Origin of the sequence: Actinokineospora guangxiensis (assembly GCF_042657845.1) — a bacterium.
Lineage (GTDB): Bacteria > Actinomycetota > Actinomycetes > Mycobacteriales > Pseudonocardiaceae > Actinokineospora > Actinokineospora guangxiensis.
Map to the genome: position 1 here is coordinate 179,593 of NZ_JBHSKF010000010.1, position 17,387 is coordinate 196,979.

18 protein-coding genes are annotated in these 17,387 nt (G+C 72.1%); 3 read left to right on the forward strand and 15 right to left on the reverse strand.

Annotation, left to right across the window (positions count from 1 at the left end):
- Window positions 1–39 precede the first annotated feature (39 nt).
- From truB to ACFPM7_RS19835, 3 genes are all read right to left on the reverse strand, one after another.
- A complete protein-coding gene (gene truB, locus ACFPM7_RS19825) occupies window positions 40–936 on the reverse strand; it encodes a tRNA pseudouridine(55) synthase TruB (RefSeq protein WP_378249148.1) in 897 nt (298 codons plus the stop codon).
- Window positions 937–947: 11 nt separating this feature from the next.
- A complete protein-coding gene (locus ACFPM7_RS19830; protein ID WP_378249149.1) occupies window positions 948–2,258 on the reverse strand; it encodes an MFS transporter in 1,311 nt (436 codons plus the stop codon).
- An 83-nt stretch (window positions 2,259–2,341) separates the two neighbouring features.
- Window positions 2,342–3,634 (reverse strand): MATE family efflux transporter, encoded by a 1,293-nt coding sequence (locus ACFPM7_RS19835; RefSeq protein ID WP_378249150.1) that lies wholly within the window; start codon window positions 3,632–3,634, stop codon window positions 2,342–2,344.
- A gap of 63 nt (window positions 3,635–3,697) precedes the next feature.
- On the opposite strand from ACFPM7_RS19835, the gene ACFPM7_RS19840 reads away from it, so the two are divergent.
- The gene (locus ACFPM7_RS19840) at window positions 3,698–4,219 is read left to right on the forward strand and encodes a CGNR zinc finger domain-containing protein (protein WP_378249151.1); all 522 of its coding nucleotides are present in this window, start codon (window positions 3,698–3,700) and stop codon (window positions 4,217–4,219) included.
- A 185-nt stretch (window positions 4,220–4,404) separates the two neighbouring features.
- On the opposite strand, the gene ACFPM7_RS19845 is transcribed toward ACFPM7_RS19840, so the two are convergent.
- The 11 genes from ACFPM7_RS19845 to rimP form a co-directional block, all read right to left on the reverse strand.
- A complete protein-coding gene (locus ACFPM7_RS19845; protein WP_378249152.1) occupies window positions 4,405–5,520 on the reverse strand; it encodes an ABC transporter ATP-binding protein in 1,116 nt (371 codons plus the stop codon).
- A 22-nt stretch (window positions 5,521–5,542) separates the two neighbouring features.
- A complete protein-coding gene (locus ACFPM7_RS19850; RefSeq protein WP_378249153.1) occupies window positions 5,543–6,481 on the reverse strand; it encodes a carbohydrate ABC transporter permease in 939 nt (312 codons plus the stop codon).
- An 8-nt stretch (window positions 6,482–6,489) separates the two neighbouring features.
- Window positions 6,490–7,437, reverse strand: a complete 948-nt coding sequence (locus ACFPM7_RS19855) for a carbohydrate ABC transporter permease (RefSeq protein ID WP_378249154.1) — start codon at window positions 7,435–7,437, stop codon at window positions 6,490–6,492.
- On the reverse strand, window positions 7,437–8,822 hold the full coding sequence (locus ACFPM7_RS19860; RefSeq protein WP_378249155.1) for an ABC transporter substrate-binding protein: 1,386 nt from the start codon (window positions 8,820–8,822) through the stop codon (window positions 7,437–7,439). The genes ACFPM7_RS19855 and ACFPM7_RS19860 overlap by 1 nt, the downstream gene beginning before the upstream one ends.
- A gap of 266 nt (window positions 8,823–9,088) precedes the next feature.
- Complete coding sequence (locus ACFPM7_RS19865; RefSeq protein ID WP_378249156.1) at window positions 9,089–9,526, reverse strand: hypothetical protein; 438 nt, start codon at window positions 9,524–9,526, stop codon at window positions 9,089–9,091.
- Between the two features lie 48 nt (window positions 9,527–9,574).
- A complete protein-coding gene (gene rbfA, locus ACFPM7_RS19870; RefSeq protein WP_378249157.1) occupies window positions 9,575–10,093 on the reverse strand; it encodes a 30S ribosome-binding factor RbfA in 519 nt (172 codons plus the stop codon).
- A gap of 31 nt (window positions 10,094–10,124) precedes the next feature.
- A complete protein-coding gene (locus tag ACFPM7_RS19875) occupies window positions 10,125–10,421 on the reverse strand; it encodes a DUF503 domain-containing protein (protein ID WP_378249158.1) in 297 nt (98 codons plus the stop codon).
- A gap of 60 nt (window positions 10,422–10,481) precedes the next feature.
- Entirely contained in the window at window positions 10,482–13,544 is a 3,063-nt protein-coding gene (gene infB / locus ACFPM7_RS19880) for a translation initiation factor IF-2 (protein WP_378249159.1), read from the reverse strand.
- Window positions 13,545–13,636: 92 nt separating this feature from the next.
- Window positions 13,637–13,900, reverse strand: a complete 264-nt coding sequence (locus ACFPM7_RS19885; protein ID WP_378249160.1) for a YlxR family protein — start codon at window positions 13,898–13,900, stop codon at window positions 13,637–13,639.
- 111 nt (window positions 13,901–14,011) lie between these two features.
- Window positions 14,012–15,025 carry a transcription termination factor NusA gene (nusA, locus tag ACFPM7_RS19890; RefSeq protein ID WP_378249161.1) on the reverse strand — a complete coding sequence of 338 codons (1,014 nt, stop codon included), beginning with the start codon at window positions 15,023–15,025 and terminating at the stop codon, window positions 14,012–14,014.
- Complete coding sequence (rimP, locus tag ACFPM7_RS19895) at window positions 15,022–15,540, reverse strand: ribosome maturation factor RimP (RefSeq protein ID WP_378249162.1); 519 nt, start codon at window positions 15,538–15,540, stop codon at window positions 15,022–15,024. Before rimP ends, nusA begins: the two co-directional genes overlap by 4 nt.
- A gap of 169 nt (window positions 15,541–15,709) precedes the next feature.
- Here rimP and ACFPM7_RS19900 point away from each other — a divergent pair, with 169 nt between their 5' ends.
- Together ACFPM7_RS19900 and ACFPM7_RS19905 are read left to right on the forward strand one after the other, a co-directional pair.
- A complete protein-coding gene (locus ACFPM7_RS19900) occupies window positions 15,710–16,174 on the forward strand; it encodes a hypothetical protein (RefSeq protein WP_378249163.1) in 465 nt (154 codons plus the stop codon).
- Window positions 16,171–16,614 carry a ferritin-like domain-containing protein gene (locus ACFPM7_RS19905; protein ID WP_378249164.1) on the forward strand — a complete coding sequence of 148 codons (444 nt, stop codon included), beginning with the start codon at window positions 16,171–16,173 and terminating at the stop codon, window positions 16,612–16,614. Before ACFPM7_RS19900 ends, ACFPM7_RS19905 begins: the two co-directional genes overlap by 4 nt.
- On the opposite strand, the gene ACFPM7_RS19910 is transcribed toward ACFPM7_RS19905, so the two are convergent.
- A complete protein-coding gene (locus ACFPM7_RS19910) occupies window positions 16,605–17,384 on the reverse strand; it encodes a hypothetical protein (protein ID WP_378249165.1) in 780 nt (259 codons plus the stop codon). The genes ACFPM7_RS19905 and ACFPM7_RS19910 overlap by 10 nt on opposite strands.
- Window positions 17,385–17,387: the final 3 nt, after the last annotated feature.

Below are 17,387 nucleotides of genomic sequence, written 5' to 3' on the forward strand. Positions count from 1 at the left end.
AAGCAGGGACCACCCGCACGCGCCCAAGGGAACCTCGACTCAGACCGCCAACGCGACGAGCGCCTTGGCCGTCCGGCCCTCATCCACCCCCAGCGCCAGCACCTTCCCCGCCGGATCGAACATCCCATAAGTCCCCGCGATCCCCGCAGCAGGCAACCGCTTCCCATGCGCCAGCGCCGCGGACTCCACCCGATCGAGATCCCGCCGCGGGAACGCCGTGTCCACCGCCGCGGCCAGATCGAGCGACAGCCCCGGCGACTCCTCCAACCGCTCCAGCGTCCGGGCCACCCGCAGGTCGAACGGCCCCACCCGGGTCCGCCGGAGCTGGGCCAGGTGTCCCCCGGTGCCGAGACCCGCTCCGAGGTCCCTGGCCAAAGCCCGGACGTAGGTCCCCGACGAGCACTCCACCATCACATCCAGGTCAACTGCCAACTCCGACCGCGAGGAGTGCAGCACGTCGAAGCGGGACACCGTCACCGGGCGAGCCGGGATCACCACGTCCTCACCCGCGCGGACCCGCGCGTAGGCGCGCTTGCCGTCGATCTTCACCGCGCTCACCGAGCTGGGCACCTGCTCGATCGCCCCCGTCAGCCGGGCGATACCCGCGGCGATGTCGGCGTCGGTGACCGCGGCCAGCCGGGCGGGGTCCGGTTCTCCGAGGTGCTCGCCCTCGGCGTCGTCGGTCGTCGTCGCGGTGCCGAGGCGGATGGTCGCCAGGTACACCTTCGTGTCCAGGGCCAGGTGGCCGAGCAGCTTGGTGGCCCGTTCGACGCCGAGCACGAGGACGCCGGTGGCCATCGGGTCGAGGGTCCCGGCGTGCCCGACTTTGCGGGTGCCGAGGATGCGGCGGGCGCGGGCGACGACGTCGTGGGAGGTCATGCCGGGCGACTTGTCGACGACGACGAGTCCCGGCGGGACAGCGGGGCGAGCGGACACGGCAGGAGATCCTACGCGGCGCGCGCGATGTCCCACGCACGGCGGCGGATCTGCACCGGGACGGTCTCCCCCGCCTCCAGCCTGGCGAGCACCGCGGCGCGCGCCCTGCGGTACCAGACGACCGTCCGCCAGGCCCCGGCCAGCAGCATCGCCAGCACGGCGGTGAAGGCGAGCCGGAAGTCCGGCGCGGTGGCCGCGGCGGTGTCGCCGCCGATGAGCAGGCCGACGGCGAGGACGGCGACCGTCGTCGCGCCGAAGCCGCCGACGTTGGCGATGCCGCTGGCGGTGCCGACGCGGCGCAGCGGGTTGTAGTCGCGCACGAGGGCGAAGGCGGTGCCCGAGAGCGGTCCGCCGACGGCGAGCACGACCATGGCGGTGACGGTGAGCGGGGTGGGCAGCGAGCCGGAGAAGCCGACGATGGTGGTCCAGATGGCGATCGCGGTGACGACGTAGGCCAGCACGATCGGCATCCGCCAGTGCGGCCTGCGGCCGATGGTCTCGCCGATGACCGGTCCGGCCACGGTGCTCACCACCACCATCAGACTCAGCACGGCGCCCGCCTGCGGGGCGGTCAGCCCCTGCACCTGGACCAGGTACGGCAGTCCCCAGAGCAGGCCGAGGACGTTGGGCGCGAAGCAGGTCACCATGTGCACCCAGAACCCCAGCCGGGTGCCGGGCACCCGCCAGGTCTGGCGGACCTGGTCGGCGGTCTGGCGCAGGCCGACGGCGTCGCTGCGCTGCGGCTCCTCGCCATCGGGCACGTCGCGGACCCGCCAGGCGACGACGGCGGCGTAGGCGGCGGTGGCCAGGCCGACGACGGCGAAGGTCGCCGTCCAGCCCGCGTGCACCAGCAGCAGGGTCAGCGGGACGGTGGCGGCGAGGTTGCCGACCGAGCCGAGCGCGGCGGTGGCCGCGGTCAGCGTCGGGTAGCGGCGCGGGGAGTAGTGCGCGGCGATCAGGCGCAGCACGCTGACGAAGGCGAGCGCGTCGCCGACGCCGAGCACGCCGCGGGCGAGCAGGGCGGGCGGGTAGCTCTCGGCGACGGCGAACAGCAGCTGGCCGGAGCCCATGAAGAGAGCGGCGCAGCTGAGCGTCACGCGCGGGCCGAAGCGGTCGACCAGCAGGCCGGTCGGGATCTGCATGGCGGCGTAGACGCCGATCTGCAGGACGGTGAACCCGCCGAGCGCGGCGGCGCCGATGTCGAAGCGGTCGGCGGCTTCCAGGCCCGCGACGCCGAGGGTGGTGCGGTGGAAGACGGCCAGCAGGTAAACGCCGACGGCGGTAGCCCAGATCGCCAGCGCGCGGCGCTTGGCGGGACTCACCGGGCGGCTCCAATCACCGGAGGGACTCGTCCATTACATCGAGCGCCCGCGGGATTGGTTAGCCCGCTGACCAGTGCCTTTGGTCACAGGGTTTCGCCGACGACCGCCCATGTGGCGCTGCGGGCGCGCAGCAGCAGCGCCCCCAGCCGGATGAGCATGAACGCCGAGAGGCCCGTCCAGATCCCGGGCAGGCCCCAGCCGAGCAGGTGCGCCACCCAGATGAGCGGGAGGAATCCGACGAGTGCGGCGAGCAGCGTGGTGGTGCGCAGGTAGCGGGTGTCGCCCGCGCCGAGGAACACGCCGTCGAGGGCGAAGACCACGCCCGCGACCGGTTGCAGCGCGACGAAGAACCACCAGGCGTTCGGGATCTCGGCCAGGACGCCGGGGTCGGTGGTGAACACCTTCGGCAGGAGCCCGGCGACGGCGGCGAAGCCGACGCCGGTGAGCACGCCGCAGACCAGGCCGTAGCCGGTGAGACCGCGGGCGAGGGACTGGGCGCGGCGCTCGTCGCGGGCGCCGAGCGCGGCGCCGACGAGCGCCTGCGCGGCGATGGCGAGGGAGTCCAGAACCAGCGCCAGGAAGTTCCACAGCTGCAGCACGACCTGGTGCGCGCCCGCGGCGGCGACGGAGTACCGGGCGGCGACGGCCATCGCGGAGACGAAGCATGCCTGGAAGGCGAGGCTGCGCAGGATCAGATCGCGCCCGACGGCCAGCTGGGCGCGGATCAGGTCGGGGCGGGGCCGCAGCGGCGCGCGGCGCAGCGCGGCGAGGAACAGCGCCGCCGCGACGGTCTGCCCGGCGACGTTGGCATAGGCCGAGCCGTTGAGCCCCCACCCGGCGGTGTGGACGAGGACGGGGCACAGGACGGCCGAGACGGCGTTGCCCGCCAGCACGTAGCGCAGCGGCGAGCGCGTGTCCTGCACGCCGCGCATCCAGCCGTTGCCCGCCAGGGTGATCATGATCAGCGGCGCGCCCCAGATCGCGATGCGCACCCACCCGGCGGCGGCGTCGGCCAGTTCTCCCGGGCCTGCCAGCAGCTCGACGACCGGCTGCGCGGCCATCTGTCCGATGAGGACGATCAGCAGGCCGAGCCCGGCGGCGATCCAGGTCGCCTGCACGCCCTCGGCGACGGCGTCCTCGCGCCTGCCCGCGCCGTAGAGCCGGGCGGCGCGGGCGGTGGTGCCGTAGGAGAGGAAGGTGAACTGCGTGGCCAGGGTGGCCAGGATGACCGCCCCGACCCCCAGCGCGCCGAGTTCGAGCCCGCCGAGGCCGCCGACGACGGCGGTGTCGACCAGCAGGTACAGCGGCTCGGCGGCGAGCACCGGCAGCGCGGGCACCGCGAGCCTGAGCACCTGGCGCAGCGTGCTGTCCTTCACGGCACCCCCTCGGTAATATACGACTCGGCTCGTCGCCCATTACCGTACGCGTAAGGACCGCCAATGGACAACGCCGATTACCTCGACGTCGCCCTCCGCCTGGCCAACGCCACCCTCGCCGACGTCCCCGCCCTTCGCGCCGCCCTGCACGACGAACCCTGGTGGGCCGACCGGGCCACCGAGCACGACCTGACCGCCCTGCGCCCGGTCGCCGCCGCCCTGCGCTCGGCCTTCACCGCCGCGACCGCGGCGGACCCCGACGCCGTGCTGTCGGAGGTCAACGCCCTGCTCACGGCCCACCCCCCACGCCCCCGCCTCTCCGGGCACGGCGGCGACGGCGGCCCCAACTGGCACGTCCACGTGGCCTCCCCCGACGACCCGCCCGCCACCGAGGTCGCCGCCGCCGCCGCGTGGGGTCTGGCCCAGGCCATCGTCCGCCACGGCCTCGACCGCTGGGGCAAGTGCCCCTGCGGCAACCTCTACCTCGACTCCTCCACCAACCGCGCCAAACGCTTCTGCTCCACCCGCTGCGCCAACCGCGCCAACGTCGCCGCCTTCCGGGCCCGAAGGACCGGGCAGCCCTGAATCCCGGCGAAGCGCCGCGCGCGGGAGTCCAGCCGTGCGACGACCGCCTCCGACGCCGAGGACTGTCCGGCTGCCCCGACTACCCGACAGTGGATCGCGCGCGGGTGGGTCGCCTTCGCGGCACCCGGCTGCCCGCACGAGCCGACCGTCTACATCCGACTGGATCAGCCCGCGCGGGGGTGTGCTCAGTCGGGGAGGCGCTCCCCGGAGTCGGCGTCGAAGAGGTGCAGCGCACCCGCCTGCGGGGTCAGGCCGAGCTTGTCGCCGCCCTGGTAGCCGGACATGCCCGGCGCGCGGACGGTGAAGGAGTGCGGGGCCTCGCGCTCCTCGGCGGTCTCGTCCACCTCGACGTGCGGCATGTCGGCCGAGCAGTACAGGTACTGGTCGCTGCCCAGCTCCTCGACCACCTCCACGACCGCGGCGACCCCGGTGGCGGCAGGCCCGATCGCCCAGCCCTCCGGCCGGATGCCGACGACGACGCGCTCGGAGGTCAGGGCCGCGCGCTGGGCGGGCGTCAGCGGGATCGCCGCGCCGCCCACCGACACCGTCTCGCCGGAGACCGCCGCCGGGATCAGGTTCATGCCCGGCGAGCCGATGAAACCGGCGACGAACACGTTGGCGGGACGGGAGAACAGCCCGATCGGGGTGTCGCACTGCTGGAGCAGGCCGTCCTTGAGCACCGCGACCCGGTCGCCCATGGTCATGGCCTCGGTCTGGTCGTGGGTGACGTAGATCGTGGTCACACCGAGGCGCCGTTGCAGCGAGGCGATCTGCGTGCGGGTCTGCACCCGCAGCTTGGCGTCCAAGTTGGACAGCGGCTCGTCCATGCAGAAGACCTGCGGGCGGCGCACGATCGCCCGGCCCATCGCCACCCGCTGGCGCTGGCCGCCGGAGAGCTTGGCGGGCTTGCGGTCCAGGTAGGGCTCCAGGTCCAGCAGCGCCGCAGCCTCCTTGACCCGGCGCAGCCGCTCCTCCTTCGGCATCTTGGCGATCTTCAGGTGGAAGCCGATGTTGTCGGCGACGGTCATGTGCGGGTAGAGCGCGTAGTTCTGGAACACCATGGCGATGTCGCGCTCCTTCGGCGGCAGGTTCGTCACGTCCCGCTCGCCGATGCGGATCGCGCCGTCGTCGATGCCCTCCAGGCCCGCGAGCATGCGCAGCGTGGTCGACTTGCCGCAGCCGGACGGGCCCACCAGCACCAGGAACTCGCCGTCGGCGACCTCCAGGTCCAGCCCGTCGACGGCGGGCACCGGGTTGCCCGCGTAGAAGCGCGTGGTCCCGTCGAAGGTGACCGTAGCCATCAGTTCTCCCCTTCCGGGCGGATCACTTGCCCGCGCCGAGGGTCAGGCCGGTGATGATCCGGCGGGCCAGCAGGAGGTAGAGAACCAGCATCGGCAGCACGACGATGGCGACACCGGCGATCAGGCCGCCGTACTCGGACTGGTAGCTGGCGGCGCCGTAGAGGGTGAACAGCGCCCGCGCCAGGGTGAAGTTCGCGTTGTCGGTGAGGAACACGATCGCCAGCAGGGTCTCGTTCCACAGGCCGATCGCGTTGAGGATCAGCGCGGTGATCAGACCGCCGCGGGCCAGCGGCAGCATGACGGTGAAGAACGTGCGGAACGGCGAGGCGCCGTCGATCGCGGCGGCCTCCTCCAGCTCGTCGGGCAGCGACTTGAAGAAGCCGGTCAGCAGGAACACGGTGAACGGCAGCGAGAGCGCCACATACACCAGGAACATGCCGAACAGGCTGTTGGTCAGCCCGAGGTCGGACATGCCGATGAACAGCGGGATCACCAGCGTCTGGAACGGGATTCCCATGCCGATGGCGATGAAGCTCGTCAGCGGGTTGGACCCGCGCACCCCCAGGCGCGTCAGCGCGTACGCCGCGGGTGCGGAGATCAGCACGATGACCACGCTGGACACCGCGACGAGGACGACCGTCACGACGAAGGCGTTGCCGAAGCCGGCGCTTTCCCAGGCGTAGCGCAGGTTGTAGAACGGGTCGCCGCGCTCGAACCAGGTGAACGGCAGGTGGAACGGCTTGTTGAAGATCTCCAGCGGCGTCTTGAACATCGCCGTCGCGAGCCAGTACAGGATCAGCACGTTCAGCGCGGTGAACAGCCACACGAACAGCATGCCCAGCAGGCGCATCGGGCTGAACCCGCGCGCGGTCGGGGCGGGCTTGGGCTTGCGCGGCGGGGTGCGCGTCCCCGGCCGGGGACGCGTGGACGCGGGCGCGGAACTGGGCGAGGTCACGGTCACGCCGCCTCCTAGAACTGGATGGTCTCGCGGCGCATGAGCCTGCGCAGCGAGACGACGAGGACGGACACGAGGGCGATCATCACCACGGCCGCCGCGCACGCCATGCCGTACTCGGGCGTGCCCTGGGTGCCGAAGGACCGGTCGAACACGTACAGGCCCAGCGTCCACGCCTCGATCGGCGGGGAGTAGGTGCCGGGCCCGGCGAGCACGAACACCAGCTCGAAGATCTTGATGGCGCTGATCGTCCACAGCACGCCCGCCACGCCGATGACGTCCCACGTCAGCGGCAGCGTGACGTTGCGGAACTTCTGCCACGGCGAGGCGCCCGCGATGTCGGCGTCCTCGTAGAGGTAGGGCGGGATGCGGTCCACCGCGGCCATCAGGATCGTGATGTAGAAGCCCGCGCTGGCCCAGATCAGGCAGCCGACGACCACCCAGGTCACGTTCTCCGGCGCGAGGAACTTGACCGCGTCGATGCCGACGGACTCCAGCAGGTAGTTGACCAGGCCCTGCCTGCGCGGTCGGAAGATCAGGATGATGCTGAAGAACATGCCGAGCGCGACGGGGGCGACGATGTTGGGGAAGAACAGGATCGCCCGCACGATCTTGCCGCCGCGCATCTCCCGCAGCACCATCGTGAACAGGAACGCCAGCAGGAAGGTGCCCGCGCCCGCGACGAAGATGTACATGAGCGTGTTCAGGAACGAGTGGATGAACGCGTCGGAGGAGAACAGCTCGGCGAAGTTCGCGAAGCCGGTGAACTCCGGGGTGTCCCCCGCGCCCTGCCACGAGGTGAAGCCCAGGACGACCGTCGCCACCGTGGGCACCACCATGAACAGCACGTAGAGCGCGATCGCGGGCAGCAGGAACGGCCAGAACAGCCGCTTCTTGCGGACCAGGTGCGCGCCGGAGGCGGACGCGACGGTCGCGTCCGCCTCCTTCGCCGGTGCGGGCATCAGGCCGTCGTCTTCCAGAACTCGGCCTGCTTGGCCGCCAGGCCGTCGATGAACTGCTGGGCGGTGATCTTGCCCTTCAGCAGGTCGTTGTTGAGCGGGTAGAACACGTTGTCGACCCACTTGCCCGCGGCCAGGCCGTCGAGGCCGTCCATGAAGATCGACCGCTCGGCGGCCGGGTCCTCCAGCGCCGCCTTGATGTCCTTCAGGGAGTCCGGCACGGCCAGGTCCGGACGCGGGGTCAGGTTGTCGGCCACGGCCGGGATGCCCGCGAGGATGTCCTTGTTGAGCACGTAGGCGATGAACGCCTTGGCGGCCTCGGGGTGCGCGGCCTTCTTGGTCACCGAGAACCCGATCGGCAACTGCTCCACGATCTTGTGGGTGGCGCCCTCGGGCATCGGGAACTGGAAGGAGCCGTAGGTGATGCCCTGGTCCCCGCCCTGCTTGTTCAGGTACTCGCGGGTCTCGCTCGGACCCCACGAGCCGACGAACAGGAACGCCGCGTCGCCGTCGGCCCAGCGCTGCTGCACCTGCGGGAACTTGGCCGCGTCCCAGCCGTCGATGAGGTAGCCGCCGGTGCCGATGCGCCCGACCAGCTCGGCCGCCTTGAGCAGGCCGGGGTCGGACTTCCACGCCTGGCCGGTCTTGTCCTCGGCGGCCTTGGCCAGCCCGCCGGGACCGACGTAGCGGGCGGCGATCTGGGTGTAGAAGTACGCGTTGTAGAAGTTGATGTCGCCGTCCTGGGAGACCGCGGCCATCCCGTCGGCCTTCGCCTTGTCGAACAGGGCGAACAGGTCGTCCATCGTCGCCGGGGCCTTGAGGTCCGGGATGAGGTCCTTGTTGTACCACCAGGCGTTGCCGAGGATCTCGTACGGCACCGAGAAGATCGTGCCGTCGTCGAGCTTGTTCTGCGGCATGTCGTAGAAGCCCGCGGGGACGACGTCCTTGACGGTCTTGTCGCCCTCACCGACCTTGTAGCCCAGCACGTCCTGCACCGACTGTGTGCCGTCGGCGGCGACCACGGCGGCCTTGACCTGGCTGATGTCCTGGTCGAACAGGTCGGGCACGGTGTCGGTGTTGAGCGAGGGCGCGACGTTCTGGGTCAGCAGCTTGCGGCCGAGCCACTGCACGTTGACCGTGACGCCGGTCTTCTCCTGGAAGCACTTGATGGCCTTGCTGAGGACCTTGCCCTGCGGCTCCTCCGCGGTCCACATCGACCAGTAGGTGAACTCCTTGTCGGTGGTCGGCTTGGTCCCCGCCTCCGGGCACGGCGCGTTCAGGAACTCGTCAACCCCGGGCAGGGTGAGCGGCGCTTCCCCGCCGCCGCCACCGCCGGACTCCCCGCCCCCACCACACCCGGCCACCGCGAGCGCGACTGCCGCCGCCATGACCGTCAACCTGGTCGAACGCATGATCACCACCCGATCGAAACGCCGCTCTCGCCTCGCGGCTGCATGTTTGTGCGCAGTTTGGCCCTGTTCCAAACATCTGTCAACAGCCTATCGCGCAGGAATCACCATCGGCCGCTGACGCGATTGGTTTATACCACTCGCAGCGGGCGGACTTTAACCCCCGAACAGGTCCAGATGTGAAAAAGGGCCGCGGCGACCGCGGCCCTGTCGGCGGAAACGGGCGTATCGCCCGGGAAGCTCCCTCAGCAGTCCTCGACCGCGTCCGGGTGCAGGAAGGCGTCGATGAGCCAGCCGCCCTCGGCCGAGAGCGCCTTCACCGCACCCACCCCGCACCCGCTCATCTCCACCACGGTCTCGCTGTCGCGGATGGTGGACTCCGGCGTCTTCGCCGCGAACGCCGCCGGATCGGCCAGTTCGCCCGCGGCCTTGGTGACGCCGAGGTCGCAGGCCGTGGTGCCCCACTCCTCCTGGAACGCGACCTGGCCCGCCGGGGTGAACAGCGCGCACGTGCCGGGGCCGTCGGCCTTGCTGAGCCGGGAGACGAACTCCCCGTAGAGGCGTTCCGGCGACTCCTGCGGCGCGGGGCCGTCGTTGACCTTCATCGGAGGGCGCTCCGGCTCGGCCGAGCAGGCGGCGAGCAGGGCGGTGGCGAGAACGGCACAGGCCAGACGGGACATCACGGTGGGAAACGCTAGCGGTCGGCCGCGCCTTGATCGATCCGTTGCCGGTTAACGCTGCGCCCCGGGGCCCGCCTTGTCGGCGTCACCGTCGGCGTCACTGTCGGCGTCATCACCGTCGGCGTCATCACCGTCGGCGTCGCGCGGCGGCTTGTACGGGTCCGGGTCACCAGCCGGAGAGGCGCCGGAGGCCAGGGCGGCCACCTCGGCGTCGGCGGCGCGGGCCCGCGCGAGCAGGTCGTCGATGCGCCGGGACTCCTCGGGGATCGTGTCGGCCACGAACTCCAGGATGGGGGTGAAGCGGACCCCGGTCTGCTGGCCGACCTTGCTGCGCAGCACGCCGCGGGCGCTGTTCAGCGCCGCCGCCACGCCCACCATGTCCGGATCGGTGTCGATGCGGTCGCCGAGGACGGTGTAGTAGACCGTGGCCTCGCGCAGGTCGGCGGTGATCTTGGTGTCGGTGATGGTGACCCTGGCCAGCCGCGGGTCCTTGACCTCGTGCTCCAGGGCCGAGGCCACGATCTGGGTGATGCGCTTCGCCAGCTTGCGCGCGCGGGGTGCGTCGGCCACGACGGCGTCCTTCTCTCGGGGTCCTGCTACATCAGTCGTCGTCCGGCCCGAGCAGGCGCTGCCGGGCGGACAGGAGTTCCAGTTCGGGGCGACCGGCGACCAAGCGCTCGCACGCCTCCAGCACCGAGCGCACGTGCCCGGCGTCCGCGGCGGCCACCGCGACGCCGATCAGCGCGCGGCGGTGCAGTTCGAGGTGTCCCGCCTCGGCTGCCGAGACCTCGAAGCGGCGGCGCAGCTCGGCCATCACGGGCCGCACCGCGGACCGCTTCTGCTTCAGGGAGTGCACGTCGCCGAGCAGCACGTCCAGCTCTAGAGCACCTACATACATGTGATGGGGGAAGAGTCGGGCCGAGGGGCGCCGCCGGAGCGGCACCCCTCGGTCAGGTGACTACGCGCGCGGCTTCTCGCGCATCTCGTAGGTCTCGATCACGTCATCGACCCGCAGGTCGCTGTACGAGCCGAGGGTGAGACCGCACTCGAAGCCCTCGCGGACCTCGGTGACATCGTCCTTGAACCGCCGCAGCGTGCCGATCGACAGACTGTCGTGGATGACCACGTTGTCGCGCAGCAAGCGGGCCTTGGAGTTCCGCTTGATCTCGCCCGACATCACCAGGCAACCCGCGATCGTGCCGACCTTCGAGGACTTGAAGACGTCGCGGATCTCGGCACGGCCGAGGGCCACCTCTTCGTAGATCGGCTTGAGCATGCCCTTGAGGGCCGCCTCGATCTCGTCGATCGCCTGGTAGATGACCGAGTAGTACCGCACGTCGATGCCCTCGCGGTTGGCCAGCTCGGTGGCCTTGCCCTCGGCGCGGACGTTGAACCCGATCACGATGACGTTGTCGGCGATCGCGAGGTTGATGTCGCCCTCGGTGATGCCGCCGACGCCGCGGTGGATGACGCGCAGCTCGACCTCGTCGCCCACGTCGATCTTCGTGAGCGCGTCCTCCAGTGCCTCGACGGTACCGGAGTTGTCGCCCTTGATGATCAGGTTGAGCTGGCTGGTCTCCTTCAGCGCGGAGTCCAGGTCCTCCAGGCTGATGCGCTTGCGCTTCTGGGCGTTCTGCGCCGCACGGGTGCGGGCCGCGCGCCGCTCGGCGATCTGCCGGGCGATGCGGTCCTCCTCCACGACGAGGAACGTGTCGCCCGCGCCGGGCACCGACGTGAAGCCGATGACCTGCACCGGACGCGAGGGGTAGGCCTCGGTGACGTCCTCGTTGTGCTCGTCCACCATGCGCCGGACCCGGCCGTAGGCGTTGCCCGCCACGATCGAGTCGCCGACGCGCAGCGTGCCGCGCTGGACCAGGACCGTGGCCACCGGACCGCGACCGCGGTCGAGGTGGGCCTCGATCGCCACGCCCTGGGCCTCCATCTCCGGGTTGGCCCGGAGGTCGAGGGTGGCGTCGGCGGTCAGCAGGATCGCCTCAAGCAGGCCGTCGATGTTGAGGCCCTGCTTGGCGGAGATGTCGACGAACATCGTGTCGCCGCCGTACTCCTCGGCGATCAGGTTGTAGTCGGTCAGCTGCTGGCGGATCTTCTGAGGGTTGGCGCCCTCCTTGTCGATCTTGTTGACCGCGACCACGATCGGCACGTTCGCCGCCTGGGCGTGGTTGATCGCCTCGACCGTCTGCGGCATGACGCCGTCGTCGGCCGCGACGACGATGACCGCGATGTCGGTCGCCTTCGCACCGCGGGCACGCATGGCGGTGAACGCCTCGTGGCCCGGGGTGTCGATGAAGGTGATCGGGCGGTCGTTGCCGTCGAGCTGCGTCAGCACCTGGTAGGCGCCGATGTGCTGGGTGATGCCGCCCGCTTCGCCCTCGTGCACGTTCGAGGAGCGGATGGTGTCCAGCAGTCGGGTCTTACCGTGGTCGACGTGACCCATGACGGTCACGACCGGGGGCCGCGCCTGCAGGTCGTCCTCGACACCGGCGTCCTCGCCGTAGGTGATGTCGAAGGAGTCGAGCAGCTCGCGGTCCTCCTCCTCGGGGGAGACGACCTGCACCGTGTAGTTCATCTCGGTGCCGAGCAGTTCCAGGATCTCGTCGGAGACCGACTGCGTCGCGGTGACCATCTCGCCGAGGTGGAACAGCACCTGCACCAGCGAGGCCGGGTTGGCGTTGATCTTGTCGGCGAAGTCGGTCAGCGAGGAGCCGCGGGCCATGCGGATCGTCTCGCCATTGCCCTTGGGCAGGCGGACGCCGCCGACGCTCGGCGCCTGCATGTTCTCCATGTACTCCTGGCGCTTCTGCCGCTTCGACTTGCGACCGCGCTTGGAGGGACCGCCGGGACGGCCGAAGGCGCCCGCGGCGCCGCCGCGACCACCGGGGCCACCGCCGCCGGGACGACCGCGGAACCCGCCGCCGCCACCGGCCGGGGCACCCGTGCCGCCGCCACCGCCGCCGGGGCGGAAGCCACCGCCGCCGCCACCGCCGGGACGGAAGCCGCCACCGCCGCCGCCACCGCCGCCACCGCGGAACCCGCCGCCGCCACCGCCGGGACCGCCGCGGCCACCGGGGCCGCCACGCGCTCCGCCGGGACCGCCGCCCGGTCGGCCACGACCGGCGCCCGCCGGGCGCGGGGGCCGGGGCGGCATCATGCCGGGGTTGGGCCGGGGCGGCATCATGCCGGGGTTCGGGCCGCCGGGACGCGGACCGCCGGGGCGGTCACCGCGCGCGGCGGCCGGACGGGCGTCGCCACCCGGGCGCGGACCGCGCTCGGGACGGTCGCCGCGCTCGCCACCGGGACCGCCGGGGCCGGGGCGCTGGCCCGACGGACGCGGCGCGGGCGCACCGGCGCCGACGCCGAAGGGGTTGTTGCCGGGACGCGGCGCGCGCGGACCGGGCTTGGGCGACTGCGGCTTCGGGGGCACGACAGCGCCGCCCTGTCCGCCCTGTCCACCCTGGCCACCCTGACCGCCGGGCTGCGCCGGGGGCTGCTGCTTCGGGCCGGGCCGAGGGCCGGGCGCCGGAGCGGACTTGGCGGGCGCGGCCGAGGCCGCCGCGGGCCGCTCCGCCTGCGGGGCGGGCTGCTGGGTCTGCGGCTGCTCGGGCCGGGGGCCGGGCCGAGCACCGGGCTTGGGGCCCGCGCCGGGACGCGGTCCCGGTGCGGCGCTCGGCCGCGGGCCCGGGGCCGGGGCGCCCGCGGCGGGCGCGGGGGCCTGCTGGGCGGCAGCGGGCGCGGGCGCCTGCTGGGACTGCGGAGGCCGGGGGCCGGGCTTGACGCCGGGCCGGGGGCCGGGCTTGGCGGCGGGCTTGGCATCGCCGGACGGCGCACCGCCCTTGCCGCTCTTGCCCTCGTAGGTGTCGCGCAGCCTGCGCGCCACGGGCGCCTCCACGGTGGAGGACGCCGACTTGACGAATTCGCCCATGTCCTTCAGACGGGCGAGAAGATCTTTGCTTGTGACGCCGAACTCCTTTGCGAGTTCGTGCACTCGGGCCTTGCCTGCCACTGCTCTCCTCACTGGGGAGGTCGGCGGGCATAGGTCCCGTCGACCTCGTCCTAACGACGTCGCGCGTTCATGTCTTCAGCTTCACGGCTGACTCATGACGGGTCGACCTGCTTCCTGTCTTCCACGGCCCGGGAAGATCCCGGGCCGGTCTCGCTCGCGATCCGGTCGATGACCGACCGGAGGCCGTCGGCGGCGACCTCCCCCTCGGCCCGCAGGGCCCTGGGGAACGCGCGCCGCTTCTCGGCCTTGGCCAGACACTCGGGCTGGGGGTGTATCCACGCCCCCCGACCGGGCATCCGCCGCCGCGGGTCGGGGATCAGATCCCCGTCCGCGAGCACCACTCGCAGCAGTTCCACATCCACTGCCCGGACACGGCAGCCGACGCAGGTCCGCACCCTCTGGGCGGGACCGGGACGCGGGGGAACCGGTTCCGGACGATGAACCACGGAAAGTCTATCTCGTTTCTTTCAGTCGGCCGAACCGGATACCGGGGTGGAGGGCGCGGGCGCCGCGGCGTCGCTGCGGATGTCGATGCGCCACCCGGTCAGCCTGGCGGCCAGCCTGGCGTTCTGGCCCTCCTTGCCGATCGCCAGCGACAGCTGGTAGTCCGGGACGACGACGCGCGCGGTCTTGGCCCGCTCGTCGACGACCGTGACAGACACAACCTTCGCAGGTGACAGCGCATTCCCCACGAAGGTGGCCGGGTCGTCGGACCAGTCGATGATGTCGATCTTCTCGCCGGCCAGCTCGCTCATGACGTTGCGCACGCGCGCGCCCATCGGGCCGATGCAGGCGCCCTTGGCGTTGACGCCGGAGACCGTCGAGCGGACCGCGATCTTCGAGCGGTGACCTGCCTCACGCGCCACCGCGGGGATCTCCACGGTGCCGTCGGCGATCTCCGGGACCTCCAGGGCGAAGAGCCTGCGGACCAGGTTGGGGTGCGTGCGCGACAGGGTGATCTGCGGGCCGCGCGCGGTCCGGGAGACGCCCACCACGTAGCACTTGACGCGGGTGCCGTGGGTGTAGGCCTCGCCGGGCACCTGCTCGACGGCGGGCAGCACGCCCTCGGTGTCGCCGACCTGCACCACGACCATGCCGCGGGAGTTGGCCCGGGTGTCGCGCTGCACGACGCCCGCGACGATCTCGCCCTCCTTGGCGGCGAACTCGCCGTAGGTGCGCTCGTGCTCGGCGTCGCGCAGGCGCTGGAGGATGACCTGGCGGGCGGTCGTGGCGGCGATGCGGCCGAAGCCCTCGGGGGTGTCGTCCCACTCCTCGGCGATCTCGCCGTCGGGACCGGTGGTGAAGGCGAGCACGCGCACGACGCCGGTCTTGCGGTCGATGTCGACGCGGGCGTGCGACTGGTGGCCGTCGGTGTGCTTGTACGCGGTGAGCAGGGCGGTCTCGATCGCCTCGATCACCGTCTCGAACGGGATGTCCTTGTCGCGCTCGATCGCGCGAAGCGCCGCGATGTCGACGTTCATCGCGCGTCCTCCTCTGTGCCGGACGCCCGGGGTTCGAGCATCGCCATCTCCGCCTCCGGCGGCTGTTTGAACTCCACTTCGACAACGGCCTTGGCCACGTCCGCGTAACGCACTTCCCGCAGCGAGCCGTCGACCAGAAGCTCGACGGCGTCCTCGCCCGCGGTCCCCACGCGCCCGGTGTAGGCGGCGCCCTCGTGCGGGGTCACCGCGACCAGGCGCAGTCGCGCGCGCTTCCAGTGCCGGGGCCTGGTGAGCGGGCGGTCGGTGCCGGGCGAGGTGACCTCGAGGGTGTACGGCCCGCCGAGGACGGCGTCGTTCTCGTCGAGCACGGCCGAGACGGCGCGGCTGACGTCGGCGACCTCGTCCAGGGCGACGCCGTCGTCCCCGTCCACCACGACCTTGACCAAGCGCCTGCGTCCCGCCTGCTGGACGTCGAGCTGCTCCAGCTCGAATCCGGCGGCGGCGACGGCCTCGGCGACAATCGGCTCCAACTCGTGTTCTCGCTGGTCGGCCACGTGGACGGCGCCCCCTGGTTCTGGTCGGTGTCGCAGTTGTCGGCCGGTCGGCGGTACCGCTCGCCGACCGTGGTCACCTAGCGTATCTCGCCCCGTCCGGGCGAGCGCCCGCAGGCGATCATCCGCGCCCGCCGTGGTCCGACTCGGCGACCTGGCAGGATGACTATCCGTGAGGACCTACCCCGGCGTGACCCGGCGAGCGGTGCTGGTGGGCATCGCCGTGGGAGCGGTCGCAGCCTGCACCGACCCCGAGCCGCCGCCCCCGCCGGACCCGCTGTCCGCCCTGCTCGTCCGCGCCGAGGCCGACAAGGCGCTGGCGGCGGCGGTCGCGGCGGCGGTGCCCGCGCTGAAGGCCTCGGCGGGCGAGGTGGCCCGCGTCCGCGGCGACCACGCGGCGGCCCTGCGCGCCGAGGTCGAACGCGAGCGGCCGCCCGCGCCGAGCAGCACGACCGCGCCCCCGCCCGCGCCGCCGAAGGCCCCGGCCGACGCGGCGGCGGCGAAGAAGGCGCTGGTGCAGGCGCTGACGAAGGCCCAGGAGGAAGCGACCGCGCTGGTGGCTTCCCTGCCGCGGCACCGCGCGGGCATGGTCGGCTCCGTCGTCGCGGCGTGCGCGAGCCTGCGGGAGGTCCTGTGAAGTCCCTGCCCCAAGACACCGTGGACGCCGTCCAGGCGGCGTTGGGCGCCGAACACGCGGCGCTGTGGGTGTACGGGTTGGTGAGCGCTTTCCTGCCCGCCGCTTATGACAAGGGACTGCGGGAGGGCGTCTCCGTGCACCGCGCCCGCCGTGACGTCACGGCTCGGCAGCTGTCGGCGGCCGGGGTCGAGCCCAAGCCCGCCGAAGCCGCCTACCTGCCCCCGGAGCCGGTCGACGGCGAGAAGTCGGCCATCGCCCTGGTCGCCACCGCCGAGACCGACACCACCATCGCCTGGCGCGCGGTCCTGGACCGCTGCGACGACGCGGAACTGCGCGCCTCGGCGCTGGAGGCGCTGACCGAGTCCTCGATCCGCGCCACCCGCTGGCGCGGGGCCGCCGGGGTCACCCCCGCGGTGCCCTCGTTCCCCGGTCAGCCCTGAGCGGCGAACTGCTGCCCGTAGCGCAGGGCGTCCGCGCTGACGCTGGTCAGGAAGGCGTCCTGCTCCTCGGTGCGCTTGTCCGACGGCATCCAGTCGGACTCCACGATGATCAGGTTCGCGCCGCTGAGCTGGGACTCGTAGCCGCCCTGGCCCAGGCCGAACTTGCCGACGCCCTCAGCGGAGGCGATGCCTGCCAGGAACGGATCGGTGATGTTGCCGGTGTTCGGGGTCTGGGCGATCTCGTGCAGTTCGGCCGCGGCTTCCGGGGTGGGCATCTGGACGACGGCGACCCAGGTGTAGATCAACTTGTCCTGACCGGGGGGCGTGCTCGTGTAGAGCGCCCTGATCAACCCCGTGCACGGCGAGCGCTGGAAGAACTGCTTCACCGCGTCGCGTGAGTTGGCGGCGCAGTCGGTGTCGCGCTTGGGTTCGGGCATGTCCTTGTGCGGGGTGAACTCGAAGCGGCCCGCCGGGACCTCGTTCTCGGTCTGCTGGTCACCGCCCGCCGCCGGCGGGTTCTCCGGGGAGTCGTCCTGCAGGTAGGCCCACACGAAGCCGGAGAGCACCGCGATCGCGACCAGGCCGGCGACGCGCAGCGCCCAGGTCGCCGCCGGGTTGGACGGCGGCTCGGGCTGGGGCTCCTCGAACTGGAAGGGCTCGTCGCGGCGCGGTTCGGTGACCCGGGGGATGTACTCCGTCTGACCGGGCTGCCCGTAGGGCTGCGGCTGGTTCGACCACGGCGGTGGGCCGGGCCGCTGGGGGGCGGACACGGG